Source organism: Olivibacter sitiensis DSM 17696 (assembly GCF_000427965.1).
Lineage (GTDB): Bacteria > Bacteroidota > Bacteroidia > Sphingobacteriales > Sphingobacteriaceae > Olivibacter > Olivibacter sitiensis.
This window is the reverse complement of the sequence record NZ_KE386610.1, coordinates 16,306-36,027: the sequence shown is the minus strand read 5'-3', so window position 1 is coordinate 36,027 and position 19,722 is coordinate 16,306. Positions and strand designations below refer to the sequence as shown.

22 protein-coding genes are annotated in these 19,722 nt (G+C 43.8%); 12 read left to right on the top strand and 10 right to left on the bottom strand.

Translation table 11 applies throughout. The features are described 5' to 3' along the window. A partial coding sequence (locus A37S_RS27905) for a transposase (protein ID WP_028298962.1) occupies positions 1-221 on the bottom strand: 221 nt, incomplete at its 3' end. 217 nt (positions 222-438) lie between these two features. On the opposite strand from A37S_RS27905, the gene A37S_RS0123035 reads away from it, so the two are divergent. The 6 genes from A37S_RS0123035 (at position 439) to A37S_RS0123005 (ending at position 5,700) form a co-directional block, all read left to right on the top strand. After that, complete coding sequence (locus tag A37S_RS0123035) at positions 439-1,317, top strand: AraC family transcriptional regulator (RefSeq protein WP_028298961.1); 879 nt, start codon at positions 439-441, stop codon at positions 1,315-1,317. Between the two features lie 120 nt (positions 1,318-1,437). Further along, positions 1,438-2,148: an FAD-binding oxidoreductase gene (locus A37S_RS0123030; RefSeq protein ID WP_157279064.1), complete on the top strand. Its 711-nt coding sequence runs from the start codon at positions 1,438-1,440 to the stop codon at positions 2,146-2,148. 82 nt (positions 2,149-2,230) lie between these two features. Continuing rightward, on the top strand, positions 2,231-2,956 hold the full coding sequence (locus tag A37S_RS0123025) for a siderophore-interacting protein (RefSeq protein WP_028298959.1): 726 nt from the start codon (positions 2,231-2,233) through the stop codon (positions 2,954-2,956). 307 nt (positions 2,957-3,263) lie between these two features. Next, positions 3,264-4,097 carry an SDR family NAD(P)-dependent oxidoreductase gene (locus tag A37S_RS0123020; RefSeq protein WP_028298958.1) on the top strand — a complete coding sequence of 278 codons (834 nt, stop codon included), beginning with the start codon at positions 3,264-3,266 and terminating at the stop codon, positions 4,095-4,097. 18 nt (positions 4,098-4,115) lie between these two features. After that, positions 4,116-5,036, top strand: a complete 921-nt coding sequence (locus A37S_RS0123015) for a helix-turn-helix domain-containing protein (protein ID WP_028298957.1) — start codon at positions 4,116-4,118, stop codon at positions 5,034-5,036. A 337-nt stretch (positions 5,037-5,373) separates the two neighbouring features. Next, positions 5,374-5,700 carry a DMT family transporter gene (locus A37S_RS0123005; protein ID WP_028298955.1) on the top strand — a complete coding sequence of 109 codons (327 nt, stop codon included), beginning with the start codon at positions 5,374-5,376 and terminating at the stop codon, positions 5,698-5,700. An 81-nt stretch (positions 5,701-5,781) separates the two neighbouring features. On the opposite strand, the gene A37S_RS0123000 is transcribed toward A37S_RS0123005, so the two are convergent. Beyond that, positions 5,782-6,375, bottom strand: coding sequence for a hypothetical protein (locus tag A37S_RS0123000; protein WP_157279061.1), 594 nt, complete (start codon positions 6,373-6,375; stop codon positions 5,782-5,784). A 319-nt stretch (positions 6,376-6,694) separates the two neighbouring features. Here A37S_RS0123000 and A37S_RS0122985 point away from each other — a divergent pair, with 319 nt between their 5' ends. Both A37S_RS0122985 and A37S_RS0122980 read left to right on the top strand, forming a co-directional pair. Then, positions 6,695-9,868, top strand: coding sequence for a S41 family peptidase (locus A37S_RS0122985; RefSeq protein ID WP_028298953.1), 3,174 nt, complete (start codon positions 6,695-6,697; stop codon positions 9,866-9,868). 10 nt (positions 9,869-9,878) lie between these two features. Beyond that, positions 9,879-11,000, top strand: a complete 1,122-nt coding sequence (locus A37S_RS0122980; protein WP_084164022.1) for an acyl-CoA dehydrogenase family protein — start codon at positions 9,879-9,881, stop codon at positions 10,998-11,000. Positions 11,001-11,154: 154 nt separating this feature from the next. Here A37S_RS0122980 and A37S_RS28210 read toward each other — a convergent pair whose 3' ends face one another. The 6 genes from A37S_RS28210 to A37S_RS0122955 all read right to left on the bottom strand — a co-directional run bounded on the left by A37S_RS28210 (position 11,155) and on the right by A37S_RS0122955 (position 14,762). Continuing rightward, on the bottom strand, positions 11,155-11,289 hold the full coding sequence (locus tag A37S_RS28210) for a hypothetical protein (RefSeq protein WP_281169891.1): 135 nt from the start codon (positions 11,287-11,289) through the stop codon (positions 11,155-11,157). Between the two features lie 180 nt (positions 11,290-11,469). After that, a complete protein-coding gene (locus tag A37S_RS0122975) occupies positions 11,470-11,646 on the bottom strand; it encodes a histone H1 (RefSeq protein ID WP_028298951.1) in 177 nt (58 codons plus the stop codon). A gap of 56 nt (positions 11,647-11,702) precedes the next feature. Beyond that, positions 11,703-11,891, bottom strand: coding sequence for a hypothetical protein (locus tag A37S_RS0122970; protein ID WP_028298950.1), 189 nt, complete (start codon positions 11,889-11,891; stop codon positions 11,703-11,705). Between the two features lie 28 nt (positions 11,892-11,919). Continuing rightward, entirely contained in the window at positions 11,920-12,174 is a 255-nt protein-coding gene (locus A37S_RS27665) for a hypothetical protein (protein ID WP_028298949.1), read from the bottom strand. A gap of 232 nt (positions 12,175-12,406) precedes the next feature. Beyond that, complete coding sequence (locus A37S_RS0122960) at positions 12,407-13,606, bottom strand: ATP-binding protein (RefSeq protein ID WP_028298948.1); 1,200 nt, start codon at positions 13,604-13,606, stop codon at positions 12,407-12,409. Between the two features lie 166 nt (positions 13,607-13,772). After that, positions 13,773-14,762 carry a hypothetical protein gene (locus A37S_RS0122955; RefSeq protein ID WP_028298947.1) on the bottom strand — a complete coding sequence of 330 codons (990 nt, stop codon included), beginning with the start codon at positions 14,760-14,762 and terminating at the stop codon, positions 13,773-13,775. A 423-nt stretch (positions 14,763-15,185) separates the two neighbouring features. Between A37S_RS0122955 and A37S_RS27660 the strand changes: the two genes are divergently transcribed. The 3 genes from A37S_RS27660 to A37S_RS0122940 all read left to right on the top strand — a co-directional run bounded on the left by A37S_RS27660 (position 15,186) and on the right by A37S_RS0122940 (position 17,795). Further along, a complete protein-coding gene (locus A37S_RS27660) occupies positions 15,186-15,359 on the top strand; it encodes a hypothetical protein (protein ID WP_169719554.1) in 174 nt (57 codons plus the stop codon). A 176-nt stretch (positions 15,360-15,535) separates the two neighbouring features. Next, a complete protein-coding gene (locus A37S_RS0122945) occupies positions 15,536-17,122 on the top strand; it encodes an ATP-binding protein (RefSeq protein WP_028298946.1) in 1,587 nt (528 codons plus the stop codon). A 10-nt stretch (positions 17,123-17,132) separates the two neighbouring features. Next, positions 17,133-17,795: a helix-turn-helix domain-containing protein gene (locus A37S_RS0122940; protein ID WP_028298945.1), complete on the top strand. Its 663-nt coding sequence runs from the start codon at positions 17,133-17,135 to the stop codon at positions 17,793-17,795. A 35-nt stretch (positions 17,796-17,830) separates the two neighbouring features. On the opposite strand, the gene A37S_RS0122935 is transcribed toward A37S_RS0122940, so the two are convergent. Beyond that, positions 17,831-18,190, bottom strand: a complete 360-nt coding sequence (locus A37S_RS0122935; protein ID WP_028298944.1) for a helix-turn-helix domain-containing protein — start codon at positions 18,188-18,190, stop codon at positions 17,831-17,833. Next, positions 18,168-18,485 carry a type II toxin-antitoxin system HigB family toxin gene (locus A37S_RS0122930; RefSeq protein ID WP_028298943.1) on the bottom strand — a complete coding sequence of 106 codons (318 nt, stop codon included), beginning with the start codon at positions 18,483-18,485 and terminating at the stop codon, positions 18,168-18,170. Before A37S_RS0122930 ends, A37S_RS0122935 begins: the two co-directional genes overlap by 23 nt. Positions 18,486-18,645: 160 nt before the next feature. On the opposite strand from A37S_RS0122930, the gene A37S_RS0122925 reads away from it, so the two are divergent. Continuing rightward, entirely contained in the window at positions 18,646-19,713 is a 1,068-nt protein-coding gene (locus tag A37S_RS0122925; RefSeq protein WP_028298942.1) for a type I restriction endonuclease, read from the top strand. The last annotated feature ends 9 nt before the right edge of the window (positions 19,714-19,722 follow it).

The window sequence follows — 19,722 nt, the reverse complement described above, 5'->3', positions numbered from 1 at the left end:
CTGTTGATATTATTCAGATAGCCAACCAACAAAATCTTGAAAAAAACTACAGGGTCAATGCTCTGCTGACCTTCATGACCGTAATATTGTTGTGTTGATTGATAAAGAAAATGTAAATCCAAATCACGATTTACTTTACGATAAAAATTGTCCTGAGCAACCAGCCGGTCTAAGCTCAGTTCATAAAAAAGCTGTGGAGTAAATTCTTTGCGTCCTTGCATAAGGACAAGATACTAAATATTTTTATATTTTTGAGTTGTGCAACAGGCACATCGTATTGGCAATAGGCGGGTGAAATGCCACTATTGAACATTTGTGCTACATTGAACGGTAGTGTTTCTATTAAACTTTTGCGCTAAAAAAAAACGCCCTTCGTCAGTCACGACCAAATGCAAATCGGGAACATTTATTTCTAAATTTGGAACGGGAAAATAAACAATGCCGAAAAAATCAAATTCCATACCTGTAAATTCTATTGCGAATATGTTCGGCACAGGCATTTTCATTGGAAAAATGTCGAGTAAGGATTTTTATTTATACGAGCAGTTTGAGGAGTTTAACAGCATAAAACAATCGCACAGAGATGATTTCCATTTGTTTTTCTTACAAGAAAAAGGAACAACAACTATTGAAATTGATTTCAAGAAATACATAGTGAAACCTTCATCGGTCATTTTTATTCATCAAAATCAAGTGCATAGAACTTTAGAGTTCAGGAACGCAATTGCAAGTATCTGGGCAATCAGCAACGAAAACTTAAATCCTGAATATTTAAAATTATTGGGAGACATTGCTCCCGCAAACCCCCTGACATTAAAGAAAGAAGCATTTTCTGTTATTTCCGAAGCTGTATCTCTTTGTATAAAACTATCCGAACGAAAAAATGAAAAATTATATCATTCGTTGCTTACCGGAAGTTGTAATACCGTAATTGGGCTTGTGATTTCACAATATTTAGCCCAATCAAAACCGCTTGACAAACTTTCACGATTCGAAATTGTAAGCAAAGCGTTTAAGGAATTATTGGAATGGAATTTTGTTAGCGCCAAACGACCAGGTGAATATGCTCAACAACTAAACATTTCAACTGCATATCTGAACGAATGTGTGAAAAACACAACTGGCTTTTCCGTTTCACATCACATACAGCAACGTATAATTTTAGAAGCCAAACGTTTGCTATATCATTCTAATAAATCTGTAAAAGAAATTGCAACCGACTTGGGTTATGACGATTATCCTTATTTTTCACGTCTATTTACCAAAGTGACCGGAATGACAGCTTTGGCGTTTAGAAACAAAACCTCAGCTCATTGATGCCATAAAAAAACAAACCACCATCAATAAACCACGATTAGTCCAATACATACCTTTTTCTTGCATTGTTTGAGGTTGTAGTTCATTGTTCCTTTACGTTAAATTTTAATGTAGCAGACAATGATTTCAAGCATACCAAAATGGGTTAGTAATTTGTTCGGAAATACAATGCGGCCCAATGTGAAAGTTTTAGAAACTTCTTACATCAGTTCACAAATAAAAAAAATCCGTTTTCAGGGCGATATATCAAAATGGAGTTTTCAAATCGGTTACGCAAGCGTTGTGCGTGTTAGCGAGACAGAGTTTAGAAATTATACAGTTACATTTCACGACAAGGAAAAGGAAATTTTTGAAATTATTTTTCACATTCACGGCAACGGAGTCGGAAGCAGATACATTGACACGCTCAAATTAAATGATAAATTGTTTATCAGTCCGCCAAGAGGGAAAAAGTTGTATGAAAAAAATGTGAAACGGCAATTCTTTTTTGGCGATGAAACTTCGTTGGGCGTGGCGTTTGCACTTTTACCGTTATTGAAAAAGAACAATCATCAATTTCAATTTTATTTTGAGTTGGAAGAAGTGAATAAAAATATTCCCGAACTTTTAGGTTTAGAAAATTATACAACGTTCCCCAAAAACAATTCATTTAGAAATGAAAAATGGATAAGCAATTTGTCTTTATTTCAAACAGATGAATGGGACACCGCCAATTTTGCATTAACAGGTAATGTAAAGTCCGTTCAGGCATTCAGAAAAGTGTTAAAAGACAAAACGCAAGGAAATATTTATTCGCAGGGCTATTGGCTGGAAGGAAAGAAAGGATTGTAAAAACTGACGGACACGACAGAAGGATAAAGGCAGCTGCTAACCATTAGCGGTCAGGCAACAAACGATACACAACAAAACAAAAATGGGAATAATTAGAAACATATTGCAACGGCTTCTCAAGGAAAACACCATTGAGAAGAAAGAAAAATTATCGGAGTCGGTGTATAGAATCCAAGTGAAAGGAAACGGCATAAAAAATGCCGAATTTGTTCCCGGCTACTTTTTGCGGGTAGGAATTGGTTTGTCAGACGAAAGTATTGCACTGCAAGATTTTGTTAGAAGTTATTCTGTGTGGAACATTGATAAGGAAAACGGAACTATTGACTTGGCAATAGCCACGCACAGCAAAGGTGTAGGTGCTAAATGGACAGAAGAATGTCAGGCAGGGGATAAAATCTATTTTACGTGGAAAAAAGGAAATTTCATCTTAGACGAAAGTGCTGACAGTTATTTAATGATTGGCGATTTATCGGCATTATCTCATCTGTATATGATTAGACGAAATCTGTCCAAAGACAAGCAAGTTGAAAGTATTTTATACAGCCAGCATAAAGACGAATTATACACAGACATTGACGGAACAACGCCATTCGACTTTTATGAAATGCCTCAAAATCCTTATGAAAGTATTGTGAGCAAGATTAAAGAAATTGTTCTAGGTATGACCGGTAGGAAAATAGTTTACATCGGTGGCGACAGTAGAATTTGTGTTGCGTTAAACCAATTTTTCAGACGAGAACTGAATTGGGACACGAAACAAATAAAAACAAAGCCATTTTGGAATCCAGTCAAAAAAGGACTTGAATAAATGTCCGAACCGCTAACATCAAGTGCTTCGATTGGACCTTTGTGCAAGGTTCAGCTTTCGTTCTTCTATTAAACTTTTGTGCTAAAAAATACCCGCCCATACTAACCTACGTCCACGACGAACAAAAAAATTCCTTGTTTTGAATACAACCATACAGGATTTGGACACTTTTTAGTTTTAGAACTTGTCGACTTTTGCAAATAACCATTAAGACATTAGGTAAATTAAGATAAAGGCTTAATCCCCTTAACTCCTTGATAAAAAACTTAATGGTAAATGGATTAATTAATCATAAAAATAGGAGAGCATGAGCAATCAAAAAGTGTGGTTTATCACAGGAGGATCGAAAGGTTTAGGGCTTGCACTGACCAGATTGGCATTATCACAAGGCGATAAAGTGGTCGCTACTTCGAGGAATACCGAAGATTTAAAAACTTCCATTACAGCATATCAGAAGGATTTTTTGCCTTTGAAAGTGGACATTACATCCGACAAAGAAGTGAAAAATGCAGTTCGGCAAAGCATTGAAAAATTTGGAAAATTGGACGTGGTGGTCAATAATGCAGGTTATTCTTTAGTGGGTAGCATGGAAGAAATGACGGACACAGAGTTCCGCCAAACGGTGGACGTCAATCTTTTCGGTACGGTAAATGTTATACGGAATGTAATGCCGTATTTAAGGCAACAGCAATCGGGGCATATCATCAATATTTCATCCAATGCGGGTTATGTGGGTTTTGCCAATGCGACAAGCTATAACGCAGCGAAGTTTGCCGTAATCGGGCTGTCCGAAGCGTTGGCACAGGAAGTAGATGCTTTTGGCATAAAAGTTACGGTGGTAGCACCGGGACAATTCAGGACTAATTTTATGGACAAAGGCTCTATGCAATTTGCTAAAAACAGGATTCCGGTATATGGGTTGGACGAGGCAGAAAAAATGTGGACAGCATACAGCGGACAACAAATTGGCGACCCCGAAAAGTTGGTAAAGATACTAACCGAAATAGTTGGGTTGGAAAATCCGCCATTACGCCTGTTATTGGGAACAGATACCTATCAGCTCATACAAGAACATCGGGAAAAAGAAATGCAGGAGTTTGAAGCCTGGAAGCATTTGACCTTATCAACCAATTTCGACTGATTTTTTATCTTTACATACATGAAGAATAAAAGCAATAAACCGTATATTATCCATTCGATTTCAGAATTGCACCGGCTATTGGAATTGCCGAAGGCCAAGCACCCATTGGTAAGCGTGATCAATTTTGAGGAAATCAAATGCTTTGACGATGAAAGCCTGCGGAGTGTTTCCTATAATTTCTATTGCATTGCCATCAAGAAGAACTTTGAGGGCAAAATGAAATACGGACAACAGTATTATGATTTTGATGAAGGCGTAATGACCTTCTTTTCACCCATGCAGGTGGTCACCACCGATATCGTTGAGAACTTGAAGCTATCGGGATACTGGCTGGTGGTTCATCCAGATTTTATAAGGAACTATCCTTTGGGAAAAGCAATAAAGGAATACGGTTATTTTTCGTATACCGTCAATGAAGCCCTGCATCTTTCGGACGATGAAGAAAAAGTGGTAACGGCTATCATGCAAAACATAGCACACGAATATCGTTCGGTTATCGATAGTTTTAGCCAGGATGTCATTGTTTCCCACATCGAATTGCTGCTGAATTATTGCAACCGCTTTTACAACCGGCAATTCATTACCCGCAGAACAGCAGGCAGCGATCTGTTGATGAAATTGGAAAGTTTATTGTCCAATTATTTCAACAGTGGACAGTTGCAGGAATCAGGGCTTCCAACCGTTCAATATGTTTCTGGCGAATTAAATGTTTCAGCAGATTATCTAAGTGATATGCTTCGCAACCTTACAGGACAAAACACACAACAGCATATCCACAATCATTTAATAGAAAAAGCCAAAGAAGTATTGACCACTACAGATTTGTCCGTCAGTGAAATTGCCTATCAGTTTGGTTTTGAATATCCGCAGTCTTTCAGCAAATTATTCAAAAAAAAGACCGAGATGTCACCCTTGGAGTTTAGACAATCATTTAATTGATAAAAATACTACCGCTAATTAACTAAGGGTCTCGCATTTTCGAGATGCTATCCGAAATTATGACAAAGCACTTATAGAAGAACGGCTTTGGGCTTGGCACAATTCCCCTGTTCCAATTGGGTTACGGTGGTTACACAAAAATTGATGTTGCCCCTTATCGTTCGGCAGAGAAAAAATACATTTTGAAGCACCCACAGCCGAAAGAGTTCCTCGCGAAAGTGACAAAGCAAATAATCCTTGGTAAGACAGCCACGAAAAACAATAAAACTTCATTTTTTATCATTTGTGAAATTTTCCTCAATCCCATTTCCGACCTTTGCAAAAAAAGTTAAGAGAAATGAATTGGATTGTTTTGGTTATAGCAGGCTTATTTGAAGTAGCATTTGCTTTCTGTTTAGGAAAGGCGAAGGAGACCACGGGCACTGAAATGTATTGGTGGTACGCAGGCTTTCTGATTGCCCTGGCTGCCAGTATGGGGCTTTTAATAAAGGCCACCCAAACTTTGCCGATTGGTACGGCCTATGCCGTGTGGACGGGGATTGGCGCAGTGGGTACCGTTTTGGTCGGGATATTGGTTTTTAAAGAGCCCGCTACTTTTCTGCGGTTATTTTTTCTTGTCACCTTAATCGGCTCTATTGTAGGCCTTAAAGTCGTTACCCACTAAATAAAAAAAGCGGCCCCCGGGGAGGGGACCGCCGTCGACTTGGGAGTCGACCAAACACACATGATTTTTAATATTTTTGCATTAAAGCTTGGCGTAGTAGCTACCAGGCTTTGATGCCGCAATTTTCAGTCCTTCCGCTTTGGCCAGTGATTGGGAAAAATAAGTTTCGATTTCTGCCACTAGGGGAACCACCTCTTCGGCAATCAGATCGCTGTTTTTACTTTTTATCTTTTTCAGCGCTTTACTTTCCTTTTGCAGTTTTTTCTCCAGCTGCACGCTCAGCTGGTATATCTGTGCCTGCTCCTTTTCATTACGCAGAGCATGTTTTTCCTGATAAGTTTTTTTCAGTTCCTGCAATGTCCTTTCAGCCTCTTCTACGTTAAAACCTTTTTTGATGTCTTCCTTGTACAAATTGGTGAAGTAGGCATAGTCGGCATCCAGGTCGGCATGGCTACCCCTGGTGTTTTTTACCTTAGAAACCGCCGCTTCATATTGTTGCCATAGTGTCTCCACACTTTTCTTTTGAAATTCCAGTTTGTCCTTCAACTGGCTTACGGTCTTGTGATCCTCATTGTAGGCATCGTTTTCCATTTGAATACCACGCATGGGGGCAGTAGCGGCTTGGCTGCTTAATACGGCGGAGGCCAAGATTGCTGATAAGATGAACGCTTTCATTTTTTTAATCTTCTATGGTTGTTTTCCAACCGTTATACCTTTTGATTTACTCTTTTAATTTTTGTTGCCGGCCAGCTTAAAATCCATTTCGCATGGCTTCCGATGTTTATCGCTTTCTGCCATGCTTTTGTTTATATGACGCAATTATCTGAAAATAGTTGCATGCGATAATAAGGTTTTAGACGAACAGCTCATTTTTATCGTCAAAAGGAAAGAGCCATAGACGAACGGATAAATACAATCGACAAAAAATCTGTTACAAAACCTACATGAATAGGCACAAGCCGTATATTTGACTTCGTGATAATCGCACAGTTATATGAAAAAGAAATCTAAATTGTCAAGCCTTCTTGCAGGAGCAATGGTGGTATTGAGCACCGGCGGTGTCTATGCCCAACCCACAGGTTCAACGGTATCGATATATGCCGATCCCGGCATCTCTCCGGATGGGACGGAGCTTGCCTTTGTGTCTGGCGGCGATATTTGGACCGTGGCGGCAGGTGGGGGCGAGGCACGCCTATTGGTGTCGCACCCAGCCTACGATGCCCGTCCCATATACTCGCCCGATGGCAAGTCGCTGGCCTTCGTCTCCACCCGTACTGGCAATGGCGATATCTATGTCCTGTCCCTGGGAACGGGCAAGCTCTTGCGGATCACTTTTGATGATGGGTATGAGGAGCTCTCGGGCTGGTCTGCCGATGGGAAGTACCTGTATTTCCATTCATCGGCAAACGATATAGCGGGAATGAACGATATCTGGATAGTGCCGGTAGATGGCGGAAGTCCACTCCCTTTAAGTGCCGACCGCTATGCAACGGAATATCACGGTGCCGAATCGCCCGACGGCAAGACCCTGGCCTTTGTGGGAAGGGGCATGGCCGCAGGGCAATGGTGGAGGAAGGGCAGCAGCCACCTCGACCAAACGGAGCTGTGGCTGCTGGAGTTGAAGCAAAAGCTGTCGCCATCGGCCTATAAGCCACTGGGCCAAGGGAAAGCAAGAAAGGTATGGCCCATGTGGGCAGCCGATGGTAAGGGGCTCTACTATGTTTCCGACCAGAATGGCCATCAAAATTTATGGTATAGCGATCTGCAAGGGCAAGAGCAGGCATTGACAGATTTTAAGACGGGGCGCGTGCTGTGGCCCTCCATCGCCAATAAGGCAGGGAAAATAGCCTTCGAGCGTGATTTCAAGATTTGGTTGTACGATACCAATACAAAGCAGGCAGCCCCCGTCAACATCACGCTCAAAGGGGTAGGGAATAGGGAGATGGTCAATCTGGAGCAGCTGAACAGTGGTTTTAGCAATCTGAGGGTCTCCCCGGATGGGAAGAAAGTGGCCTTTATTGCCCATGGCGAATTATTTGCCTCCTCTTCCACGACAGGTGGCGAGGCCATCAGGGTGACCAATACCCTGGCCATAGAGGCCAATCCCGTATGGACCAAGGATAGCAAGAAACTTATTTTTACGAGCTATGGGCCCGAGGGAGGCAAGCTGTGGCAGTATGATTTTTCTACCCGGAAGCTCAGCGAGATAGCGGTAGAAAAAGGCGATCTCAGCTCGCTGGTACTTTCGCCCAATGGCCTCTACCTGGCCTATCTGCGCAATACCAAGCAAGTGATCGTGCTGGATTTGGAAAGCAAACGCGAGCAGGTTTTGTATGAAGGTTATTTAGGCAGGATGTCCTTCTCCGGCAACGAAAGCATTGCCTGGTCGCCGGACAACCAGTGGCTTGCCTTTGCCAATTACGACGAAAATGCCATTCGCAATATATGGGTGGTGCCACGCCAAGGCGGCGAGAGCAAGCCAGTAAGCTTTTTGGCCAATACGTTCGGCAATGGCCCTGAGTGGTCTGCCGATGGAAAATACATTTATTTTGGCACCTCCCAAAGGACGGAGAATGCCCGAATAGCGCGTATAGAGCTGAAAGCAGGTACAAAGGCTTTCAAAGAAGACGCCTTCTATGAGCTGTTCGATGCCGCCAAGTCCGATAAAACGAAGGGCACAGCGGCCGATAAGAAAGACAGCTCAAATGTGGAGATCGCCTTTGAACATATCAGGGATAGGCTCACCTTATTGCCATTTGACGTCAGCATTGGGTCTTACGTCATCAGCCACGACGGCAAGAAAATGGCCTTTACCACCAATCAGTTGGGGCAACAATCGCTCTTTCTGTATCCATTGGATGAGGCGCAGGACAATCCGCGGCCGCAGCTGCTGCAGAGCGCCAGGGGAGGCAAGAATGCCTTGCAGTTCACGGCCGACGACAAGCAGCTGTACTATCTGCAAGGAGGCAGCATACAGTATCTCAACCTGACGGGCGACCATACGCCCAAGACCTTGGCCACCAACGTGCAAATGGAAGTTGATTTCGAACAGGAGAAGCAGCTGCTGGTTTACCAAACTTGGGATGTGCTCAATAAGGGATTTTATGACCCCCATTTTCATGGTGTCGATTGGAACGGCGTGCTGAAAAACTATCAAGAGGTGGTGCAGGGCGTGCAGACGCCGGAAGAACTTCGCCGCATGCTCAACCTCATGGTGGGCGAGCTGAACGCATCCCATATGGGCGTCTCCGCCTCGGGGGGACAACGTTCGTCTACGGCACGGCTAGGGCTCGATTTTGATGTGAAAGAATACCTGGATAAAGGGCACTTCCAAGTGTCCGCTATCGTTGCTGGTGGACCTGCCGATATAGCGGGCAACATCGGGGTAGGGGATATCTTGCTGGCCATCGATGGCCAGCAGCTCGATAGCCGAACGAATATCGGCCAACTACTGGAAAATAAACTAGGCAAAAAGGTGGTCCTGACCTTGCAGACAGGCAAGGAAGTAGCATTGCTGCCAGTCAATCTAATGGCCGAGAAGCAATTGCGGTACCGGCAATGGGTAGCCAGCCAGCGGGACTATGTGGCCCAGAAGAGCGACGGACGACTGGGCTATGTGCACATGCTCAACATGAGTGCCGAGGCCCTGGAACAACTTTACATCGACCTGGATGCCCAAAATCTCACCAAGGAGGGCGTCATCATCGATATCAGGAACAACAACGGCGGCTTTGTGAACGCCTACGCCCTAGACGTGTTCGCGCGTAGGCCCTACCTGACCATGACAGGTAGGGACATGCCCGCCGCACCCGCACGTTTGCAGCTGGGACAAAGGGCTTTGCAGAAACCCACCGTACTGCTTATCAATCAGCACTCCCTCTCCGATGCCGAAGACTTCACCGAAGGGTATAAGGCCATGAAACTGGGGACGGTGGTAGGGGAGCCCACCGCTGGATGGATCATTTTTACCTCTGCCGCGCAGCTGCTGGATGGCTCGAGTATCCGCTTGCCCTTTTCCAGGATTACGGATCACGAGGGGAAAGATATGGAGCTGAACCCCCGGCAGCCGGACGTGTACAGCCATCGGCCCATGGGCGAGAGCTACGGTGGGCAGTCGGTGCAGCTGGACAAGGCTATCGACGAGCTATTGAAGGCTACGGGCAAATGATATTTCAACCATGGCAAGCACAAAGGACAGCATGAGCGAACCCGATACCGTGAAGATACCCGTAGCCTTGGAAGCGCTGCTCGCCAATGAGGCGGCCGATGCGGAGAGGCAAGGGACGCTTACGGACAGACAGCTGGAGATCATTTACGCGCAAAAATGGTTCAAGCTGTTCGTCCCGAAAAGTTTGGGTGGCCTGGAGCTGGGCCTGGTGGAAGCGCTGCAGCTGGAGGAGCACCTGGCCCGCATCGATGGCAGCCTGGGCTGGACGGTTACCCTGTGCAGCGGTGCCACCATGTTCGTAGGCTTCTTGGAAAAGGAGGTGGCAGGGCCCTTGTTCGAGAACAGGCAGGTGTGCTTCGGTGGGAGCGGCATGGCCAGCGGCACGGCAGCGCTAATCGATGATGGCTACCTCGTAAGCGGTGATTGGAAATATGCCACCGGTGCTCCCCACCTTAGCGTCTTCACGGCCAATTGCCGCCTGGTGCAGGATGATGGAACAGCCCTATTGGATGGCGATGGGAGAGAGCTGGTTCGTTCGTTCTTTTTTCTGCCGGGGGAAGTGGTTCTGAACGCAGATTGGCATACCATGGGCCTGGTGGCCACGGCAGGCCATAGCTTCCGAGTTGCTCAAGCTAAAGTCCCGAAAAACCGCTGCTTTCACCTGGTGCCAGAGGCAGCCACCATAGACCATCTCATATACCGATACCCTTTTCTGCCATTTGCAGAGGCCACCCTTGCCGTCAATACCTTGGGCATGGTGCAGCATTTCCTATCACTGTGCCAAAAGCATATGGCGCGCAAAAAAATGGCTTTAGGCCATGATGCGCCAATGCCCGCCCTGGAATGGCAATTGTTGGGAACCTGTGTAGGTCAGTTGGCAGACCTGCGGACGAAATTTTACGAGGTGGTACGGCAGTCGTGGGAGGCAGTGGTGCTAGGGACAGATGGCCATGAGGCAAATGCCCTGTTCGGTCGGGTGGGGCAGCAGAGCAGGCTATTGGTAAAGGAAGCCAGGGAAATGGCCTTCCGCCTGTTCCCTTATATGGGCATGTATGGTGCCGATCCTTCGTCCGATATCAATAGGGTATGGCGCGACATCTTCACCGCCAGCCAGCATACGCTTTTGAGGTAAAGCGGCCCATTGCAGCCTTGCCTGCTTGCCTCCGGGCGCTATGCATCCGCACTTTTCTCCGTTATGCGCTTCAGGATCTCCGAGAGGGTGAGGCCATATAGCACAAATGTCAAGAACACGATAAAGCCCGGCTGCAGCGCCGTATTGTTTGTGGCTACGCTCGTGAAGGTATCGCCATCACCTCTTTCTGTTGGTGAGATAGTTTGATTTCGCGGTAGCCGCAGTAGGCCATTGCCAATAAGACGATGCTCAAGGCAACATGTAACAATTGCTTGGATGTTTTTAACATAGGATATTTATAAAAGGTCGGTTAAAGACCATAAATACCTCGAATAAAAAGTGTGCCGGTATTTTGTATAGGGGCAGTCGATACGTGCCCGGAGAGGTGGAATGGTAGGTTTTTGCCAAGTCCCGGCTGCGCAGCCAGAACAACAAAACCCCGCATGGAAGGGTGCGGGGTTTTTCTTTTTTACTTCTTGGACTCTTCCAAAGAAGTTTTGCGGAATTCCTTCAAAAGCTTTTCCAGTGTCAAGGTAGACTTACGTGCCCTTGTTCCGGCAGCCTTGTTTCCTTTTTCTGCTTGCAAGTCCGCATCCGCCTTGAATGCTTCAAACTCAGTGCTAATTTTTTCAATTAGTTCTTTCATGATATGGATTCTATTAATTATTGAAAGGCAAATGTATAAATATTATGCCTATTTTTTTATTTTATCCTCGTAAGTTCCATTTCTCGGATATACCTATTCAATCCCTTCCATATCCATCTTTGGCCATCTTCGCTCAGCACCATCCTGTAGTTGTCTCCAAAAAAGTACTTGTCCAGGAACCGGTATTCCTCGGGCAGGGAATCGGTGCTGATAGGTACGGGAATGTAATAGGCAGACTCGACCAATCCCGTTGTTCCCTCAAATGCGGCATCGTCAGCATCGCCGCGATAGCCCAGTAGCTTGGGTTTTATATCCCTTCTTAATAACCAGTCTTTCCACTTTCCAATCGCCTCTCACCTTTTCGCGAAACGCTTTGAGGAATTCCTTCTCCCTCGCTGCATACGTCTGCTCTGGCTCTTGCAAGTCATCAGATTTTGAACAGGAAAAAAACAGGAAAGCGGCAAGTATAAGGATGGGCGCAGTTAGTTGCAATTTTGATAGGGTTCTATAAGTTCTTGGTACCAGCATCACTAAAAAATCAAGGACAACAACATTTATAAAAGGCCGAACAGACCAGCGGCAAAACCAGTCTCTTGCATCAACGGGTGTAAATATAGCCAGTTTTTGCGGAAGAATGAAACTTTTCTGTTTGAACTGCCATCAATACACCCTATTAGCCGCGTCTCTGATCTGTTTCAAAGCCTTCTGCGATGCAATAACCGAAGATCATCGAGTTAAAGCTGGGTCTTAAAGATGGGCATCAATACAAGAAGCCAAACAACCAGAGCGGTATCTTATTGCCTGCTCCCGTAAGAATATCATCGGCTGCAATATATCCTTTGTCAATCGAAGCTATTTGTTTTCCTTTTTTCTGGCGTCCCCCAACTTCCACTACCTTATCTTCGATCATGAAATCACCTTCTTTGGGGTAATAGACTTCATATTTGCTATTCACGAGTTGGTTCAGCACAAACGTTTCCCTGATATTTCCCATATCAGGTTCAGTTGTTATGGCATAGGCCAGATTGGTGTTTTCCAGATAGATTTTTTCTGGTTTTTGCAACAATGAAATCCCCTTTCCCTTGGCATGCAGGGATGTAATGAGCAGGGCCTTTTCTAAGTATTTCAGGTATTGGTAAATGCTATCCCGACTGATTCCTAGTTTTCTGGCCAGTTCCGCCACATTGGGTTGGAAAGGTACAGACTCGGCAAGTACAGCCAGCAATTTCTTCAACTTTATGGCCGTGGCAGGTGTATAACCGTCTGCATATGCCATATCCGTATCCAAAATGGTATTGATGACCTGATTAAGCCTGATGACATAATCTTCTTTCTGCTGATTGACCGAGAACGGATAATAGCCATTTTTGAGATATTCCTTAAATAAGGGAAGCACCTGTAATTCCTGGTTGGCAACCATCGTATTTGTCAGCTGACGGTGTTTTTCCAGTACATCATCCAGCGAAAAAATAGTGCTGCTCCATTTATTTTTAAAGGAAAGAAACTCCCTGAAAGACATGCCAGGTAGTGAATAAGTGAATACTCTCCTGCTCAAATCGGCCTCTCCACGATAAATATCCAAAGCAGAAGAGGCGGAAAACACGACTTTCAGTTGTGGAAAAACATCGTACATCACTTTTAATTCCCTTGACCATTGACCGTATTTATGCACCTCATCTATGAACAGAAAACGTCCGCCCATTTTGTAAAACTCATCTGTCAGGTCAAATAGGTTATGGTTATAAAAATACGGATGATCCATGGATACATACAGTGAATGACTGCCCAGGCCGATGGCCGTTATTTGTCTCTGGAGCATCAACGTGGTTTTGCCAACCCCTCTAGCACCACTTATGGCAATCATCTTTTGATCCCAGTCAATGGCATCATATAGGGCGCGTTTGAAATCCAAGCCGATATTGGCCGCCATAACGTCATTATAGTAAAACAGGCTTTCCATATGTGTATTTTATATTCGACAAAAATAATCTATTTGTGTCGAATATAAAATACACTTTTTTGATTAAGGTGTCGAATCAATTATACACATTGGATCCAGCTTTCCTTTAACCACTATATTATACATCTATTCTAATTTCCATACTATTGATGTTACAGGCAAATAATTATAGTTTGCTTTTGCTTTCCTTCACGTACTTGTTTAGGATGTACTCTGTGAGCGGTTTCAGCTTTTTATTCGGGTTTAGCGGATGATATCCCGGTGAAGTATAGAATTCCAAGCTATCTTTCTGTATGATTGCATACCAGGTGCTTCCAATATCGTTTTTCGTAAGAGTATTAGGATCTTCTATTCTTGTCATTTGCTTATACAAACTGTCATTATAGGTCACTATGGGCGGCTTGCCAGACTGTTTGTCACAAGAGGTACGTTCATATTGATAGCCTGTCCAGATCATGCAGCCCTTATTCGATTTCTGAAAATAGAAGAACAAGCCGCTACAGGCTACTAGGATACCCAAAGAATAGGTAATGATTATTCTGTATCTAGACTTCAATATTTCTATATAGATATTTGGTAGCGTTTTCTTTGTGTTCGTGATGTTGACGGTGGCGGATTGGTCGACAGCTTGCCCATCTATTTTTGCCTTAGTTTCCGTTGTGTTGTCTCGTTCTCGGATTTCGGTTTCCCTGTTTTGCATTTTTTGTGCGTCAAGAGGTTCATCTTCTATTGTTATGAAGACAATGCTTGAAGAAACATCTGATTTTTGTTTGGATTGATTCAGTTCATCATTCTCTTTGGGGATAATCTGGCATTCCTCTTTCCATTTACTATATGGTCGAGGCTTGAAATCGATCAATATAGCCAGCAACTTTACGATAATTTCACGGGGCTGCTCGGTCTCACCGATTATAAACTTTCTTAACGGTTTTAACTTGTCCAGTTCATAGCGCTTGATGCCAGTTTCTAGGTCGGGATATTGGTTAATGGGATTGAAAAATTTCGTTAAAGTCTCGGTATCCTCTTTGGACAATCCTTCGGCCAATAGCGATAGGAAAAATCTCTTCAAATCTCCCGGTGATGGTTGTTCCAATCCTTCGGGCGTATTCTCGTTATAGGCAACTATTATTGCCTCTCTAAACTTATCAGGTGTCATCGGCTTCAAAATTAATCTCCTTACCCATCGGAATTTACGGAATCCCGTAAAGATTTATATACCCATTTACAACTTTATCATGTCGATTTCACGGAATTATACTGGAAAAATCGGAATAGTATCGGATTTATTGGAAATATTGGAGTATTTTGATTTATAGCTGTTTATGCGTTTCTATGTTTGTATCAGAAATCAATTCGAGCTGCGGTACAATAATCTAAAACCAAATGTAAGAAACGATTTCCAAAACGAGAAGAAGTCGCGGTGGTTGGTAGCCGGTTTGGGAAGCAGTTATCAGCTCCCGCGATGGAATCTCACCACTTCCCAAAAAATTCAGAAGGCCTTCTGAAAAGCAATGTAGCAAGCCCCGCACATGGTGTGCGGGGACCTACAATTCTTTTTAACTTTTAAATTTTTTGAAAAATGTGGCATATTATATTTGCCGTATTAATGGGCTTGGCATGCCCAAAGGGTAAGGATAACGGTCATTTGTCGAACAATAATGGTACTACCGTTACAACCAATAGTGATGATGGTGGTGTAAATCCAGGTGGGGATACGGGGCAAACACGTCCACCCAGGCCTGGACAAAACTAAAAAACGGATTCAAAATGCTAGGTGAAAATGCCTAGCATTTTTTTTGCTAAATACTCTCCATTTTTTTGCTAAATTCGGATCAAAACAGAATTTAATTGAAAGATCGGATTATATACATTTTACTTCTATTCTTTTTTTCTTGTTCGTATCGAGATAGTGTTAAGACAAGTTCAGGGGTGTCAAATCTATATTATGATCGAGCGTTTGACTACCTAGATCAAGGGAAGGTGGATAGCAGTTTTTTTTATTTCGACAAAGCTAAAGACGTGTTCATTGAACTTCGAGATAGTTTAAATGCGGCAAACTGCTTAATTCAGATGGCTATCACGCAAACCGATAATAGCGATTATTTTGGTGGTATTGAAACCTCAATTCAGGCAAAGACCTATTTGAGCGAGCATAATACTGAACATCGCACATACTTAAAGGCCAATTTGAACAATTTAGGTATAGCTTCTTTTAGGCTTGGCCAATATGAAAAAGCCATAGAATTTTATGATTCAGCAATTCAATTCTCAGATGATTCTTTGGATACTCGAATCTATCTAAATAACAAAGCTAGAGCCTATCAGCAAAATGGAAATTATGATAAAGCATTAGCTATATATCGACTAATTCTAAGGAAAGGCAGTAAAAATCAAAGGGAATATGCTCGTGCTTTGACTAATGTTGCTGCTGCACAATGGCGCCAAAAAACTACGTTTGATCCTAGACGTGATCTCCTAAAAGCTTTAAATATTCGCAAAAACGAAAATGACCTTTGGGGTCAAAATTCAAGTTATGCTCATCTTGCTGATTACTACGCAGAAAAACAAACTGATTCAGCCTTGTTTTATGCCCGTCAATGGTATGAAATGGGCCAAAAACTTAATAGCGCTGATGACCAAATTGGAGCACTACAATTTTTAATCAAACTCAGTCCTCCTGATTCCGTCAAATCCTATTTCGATACCTACCAACAGCTGAGCGATAGCGTGCAGCTGGCGCGCAGTGCGGCCAAGAACCAGTTTGCGCTCATCCGCTATGAAGTGGAAAAAAACAAGGCGGACAATTTACGGTTGCAGAACGAGGTCAATAAGCAGCGCATACGGGTCACTATGGTTATCGCGTTGACCTTGCTTGCTTCGGTAAGTGGTTTTTATTGGTACAAGCGGCGCAAGCAACGTCTGGAGGTGGAAGCGCAGAACCGCATCAAGGAACATAAGCTCAAAACCTCCAAGAAAGTACACGATGTGGTGGCCAACGGATTGTACCAAGTTATGTCTGAGATAGAATATAAAGAGGATATCAATAGGGAGGATATATTAGACCGACTGGAATATATGTATGAAAAGTCCCGTGATATTTCCTATGAACAAGAAGGACTGCCATCGGATCAGCCGGATTTCGGCCAGAAAATAGCCAAATTGCTCTATTCATTTCAATCCCATTCAAGGGAGATTGTTCCTGCAGGCAACGACTGTCAGGTATGGGGACATGTGCCCGAGCAGACCCAAAGTGAAATAGAGCATATCCTGCGGGAATTGATGGTCAATATGCGCAAACACAGCCGCGCCAGTCTGGTGGTGGTCAAGTTTGAGCAACGAGATGGTCATCTATATATCCACTACAGTGACAATGGTGTAGGTTTGTCAGAAACATTCCGGTATGGCAATGGGCTTCGGAATACGGGAAACCGTATTGAAAGCCTCGGTGGGCATATTACTTTTGACAGCGAGGAGGGAAAAGGACTGAAAATTCAGATTTCATTCCCATTGTCTTAAACTAAAAAAGATGTTCAAGAAAGTACTGATTGCCGAAGACCAAGAAGCTGCCAATATGTCCTTGCGTATCACGCTCGAAAGACTGGGCATTGCCGACCCCAAATACGTATTCTACTGTGATGATGCACTTACGTGGATAAAAAGTGCGTTAAAGCAGGGGCAGCCCTATGACCTACTGATCACCGACCTGTCCTTTGAAGAGGATCAACCTCAACGCATCTCTGGTGGCGAGGAACTGGCGAGGGAGGCAAAGGCCGTGCAGCCAGAACTGAAAGTCATCGTATTTTCGGCCGAGGGTAGGCCGGACGAGGTAGACCGTCTTTTCCGCGAATGTGCCATCGATGGTTTTGTGCGCAAGGCCCGGCGTGACGCCGAACATTTGTCTCAGGCCATTCAGGTAGTTTACCAAGGGAAGTGCTATATATCCCCGGATATCAAAAAGGCTGGTCAGCAAAGAAACACCTATGAGTTCAGTACGTTGGATCTCGCCATCATCGAGCTATTGGTAGAAGGCATACCGCAGAAAAACTTCCCGGTTTACCTGCAAGAGCGGAATATCAGACCGTCCAGCTTAAGCAGCGTGGAAAAGCGACTCAACCTAATGCGGGAAATGCTTGGTGTTTCCAATAACGGGCAGCTGATAGCCTATTGCAAAGATATCGGGATTATCTAGCTTTTAAGTATTTGTCTCACAACGCCGCCATTATCTTAATATGCCTGAATAAGCACTTCTGCCGGGATGTGCAGTTTTTCGGTGAGCTTACGGATCATGGCCAAGCTCAGTTTTCTCTTTCCGGATAGGATTTCGGATTTTCTGGATCTGTGGCCCAATATTTCTGATAGGTCCGCTTCAGACATGTTCATCTGTTCCAACCTGAACTTGATGGCTTCCAACGGGTTCGGTTGAGGAACGGGATAGTGCTCGTTTTCATAGGCCTTAATCAGCATGGAAAGAATCTCCAGTTCGTCAGAGGTTTTGGAATCTGGTTTTATGTCTTTCTGCATCAATGTATAAACCCGCAAAAGGGCTTCTTCATACTGCTGCTCATTTCTTATCGGTTTTAACATAACTCACTTGTTTTGCATCTATTTTGTCATACTCCTTATGTGTACCAAACCAAACGATGAATACAATCTTTAGTCGGTACTCGATGTCCACTATTAATCTATATGCATTACCATGGATATTAAAAATCACTCTTTTGTCAGTCAGTACGGAGGCATTGCGATATTGCGCTTTTAGCTCATTAGGATTGGCCCAATCTGTGGTGCTTGTCTCTTCATACCAAGATAGCAAGGCTTGCTCCACTTGGGGAAACTTCTCCCAGTAATTTTTCAATGTCTTTACCGCGATGATCCGCATGTGCAAATATATACAAAATGTTACCGTTTTGGTAACATTTTGCGCGGTGTGTAAATATTTCATCATGGATTTTTTGAAATAAATACGGCTTTACGGTTTCCCGTAAGGATGGTGGCGGTGGCTTGGCTATTTTTGTTACGTAAAACATTGAAAAATAGCCATGGATATCAAACTTAAACTAGAGCAACTCCATCAGCGGGTCATCGGGCTGAAAGATCAGATCAATACGGAGGAAGCCACCAAAAATGCTTTTGTATTGCCTTTTATCCAGATATTGGGATATGATATCTTTAATCCTACGGAAGTAATCCCCGAATTTATTTCGGACATAGGTACAAAAAAGGGCGAAAAGGTGGATTATGTCATCCGCAAAAATGGTGAACCCATATTGATTATCGAGTGCAAGCACTGGAAGGAAAATGCCGATGCGCACAATTCCCAGCTGCATCGCTATTATCACGTGTCCAAGGCAAGGTTTGGCGTGCTCACCAATGGGCTGATCTACAATTTCTATACAGATCTGGAGAAACCCAACATCATGGATGAAAAACCTTTTTTGACCATTAACATAGAGGACTTGAAGGACAACTCCATCAAGGTACTCGAAAGCTTCACCAAGAGTAGTTACAACCTCGAAAGCATCCTCGATTCGGCAGAAGCATTGAAGTACATCAAGGCTATCAGGAAGGAATTTGAAAAGGAAGTGGATAGTCCGTCTGATGAGATGGTCAAGCTCTTGGTCAACCGATTTTTTGACAAGCCATTAACGGCCAATCGGATGGTGGCCTTTAAAGAATATGCCAAAAAGGCGCTGATGCTCTCCATAAATGAGTCCATCAACGACCGCTTAAAATCGGCATTGCATATCAACGATAAGATCGAGAAGCCAGAAGAAGGCAAGATCAACCCCATCGATGAGAACAATGATCTCCCAAAGATCGTGACCACGGAAGAGGAACTGGAGGGCTTTCATATCGTGAAGGCTGTCTCACGGGAGAAAATCCCTGTCGAGCGCATTTCCTGCCGGGATACGCAATCTTATTTTGGGGTGCTGCTGGACAACAACAATAGAAAGCCAATATGTAGGTTGCATTTTAATACCCAAAAGAAGTACCTCGAATTGTTTCACAATGGGAAAGATGCGGGAGAGAAGATCTTGTTGAATAGCTTGGATGAAATATACGGCTATAGGAACCAATTGCATCAGGCGATTGAGAATTATGGGTAAGTGTAGGTG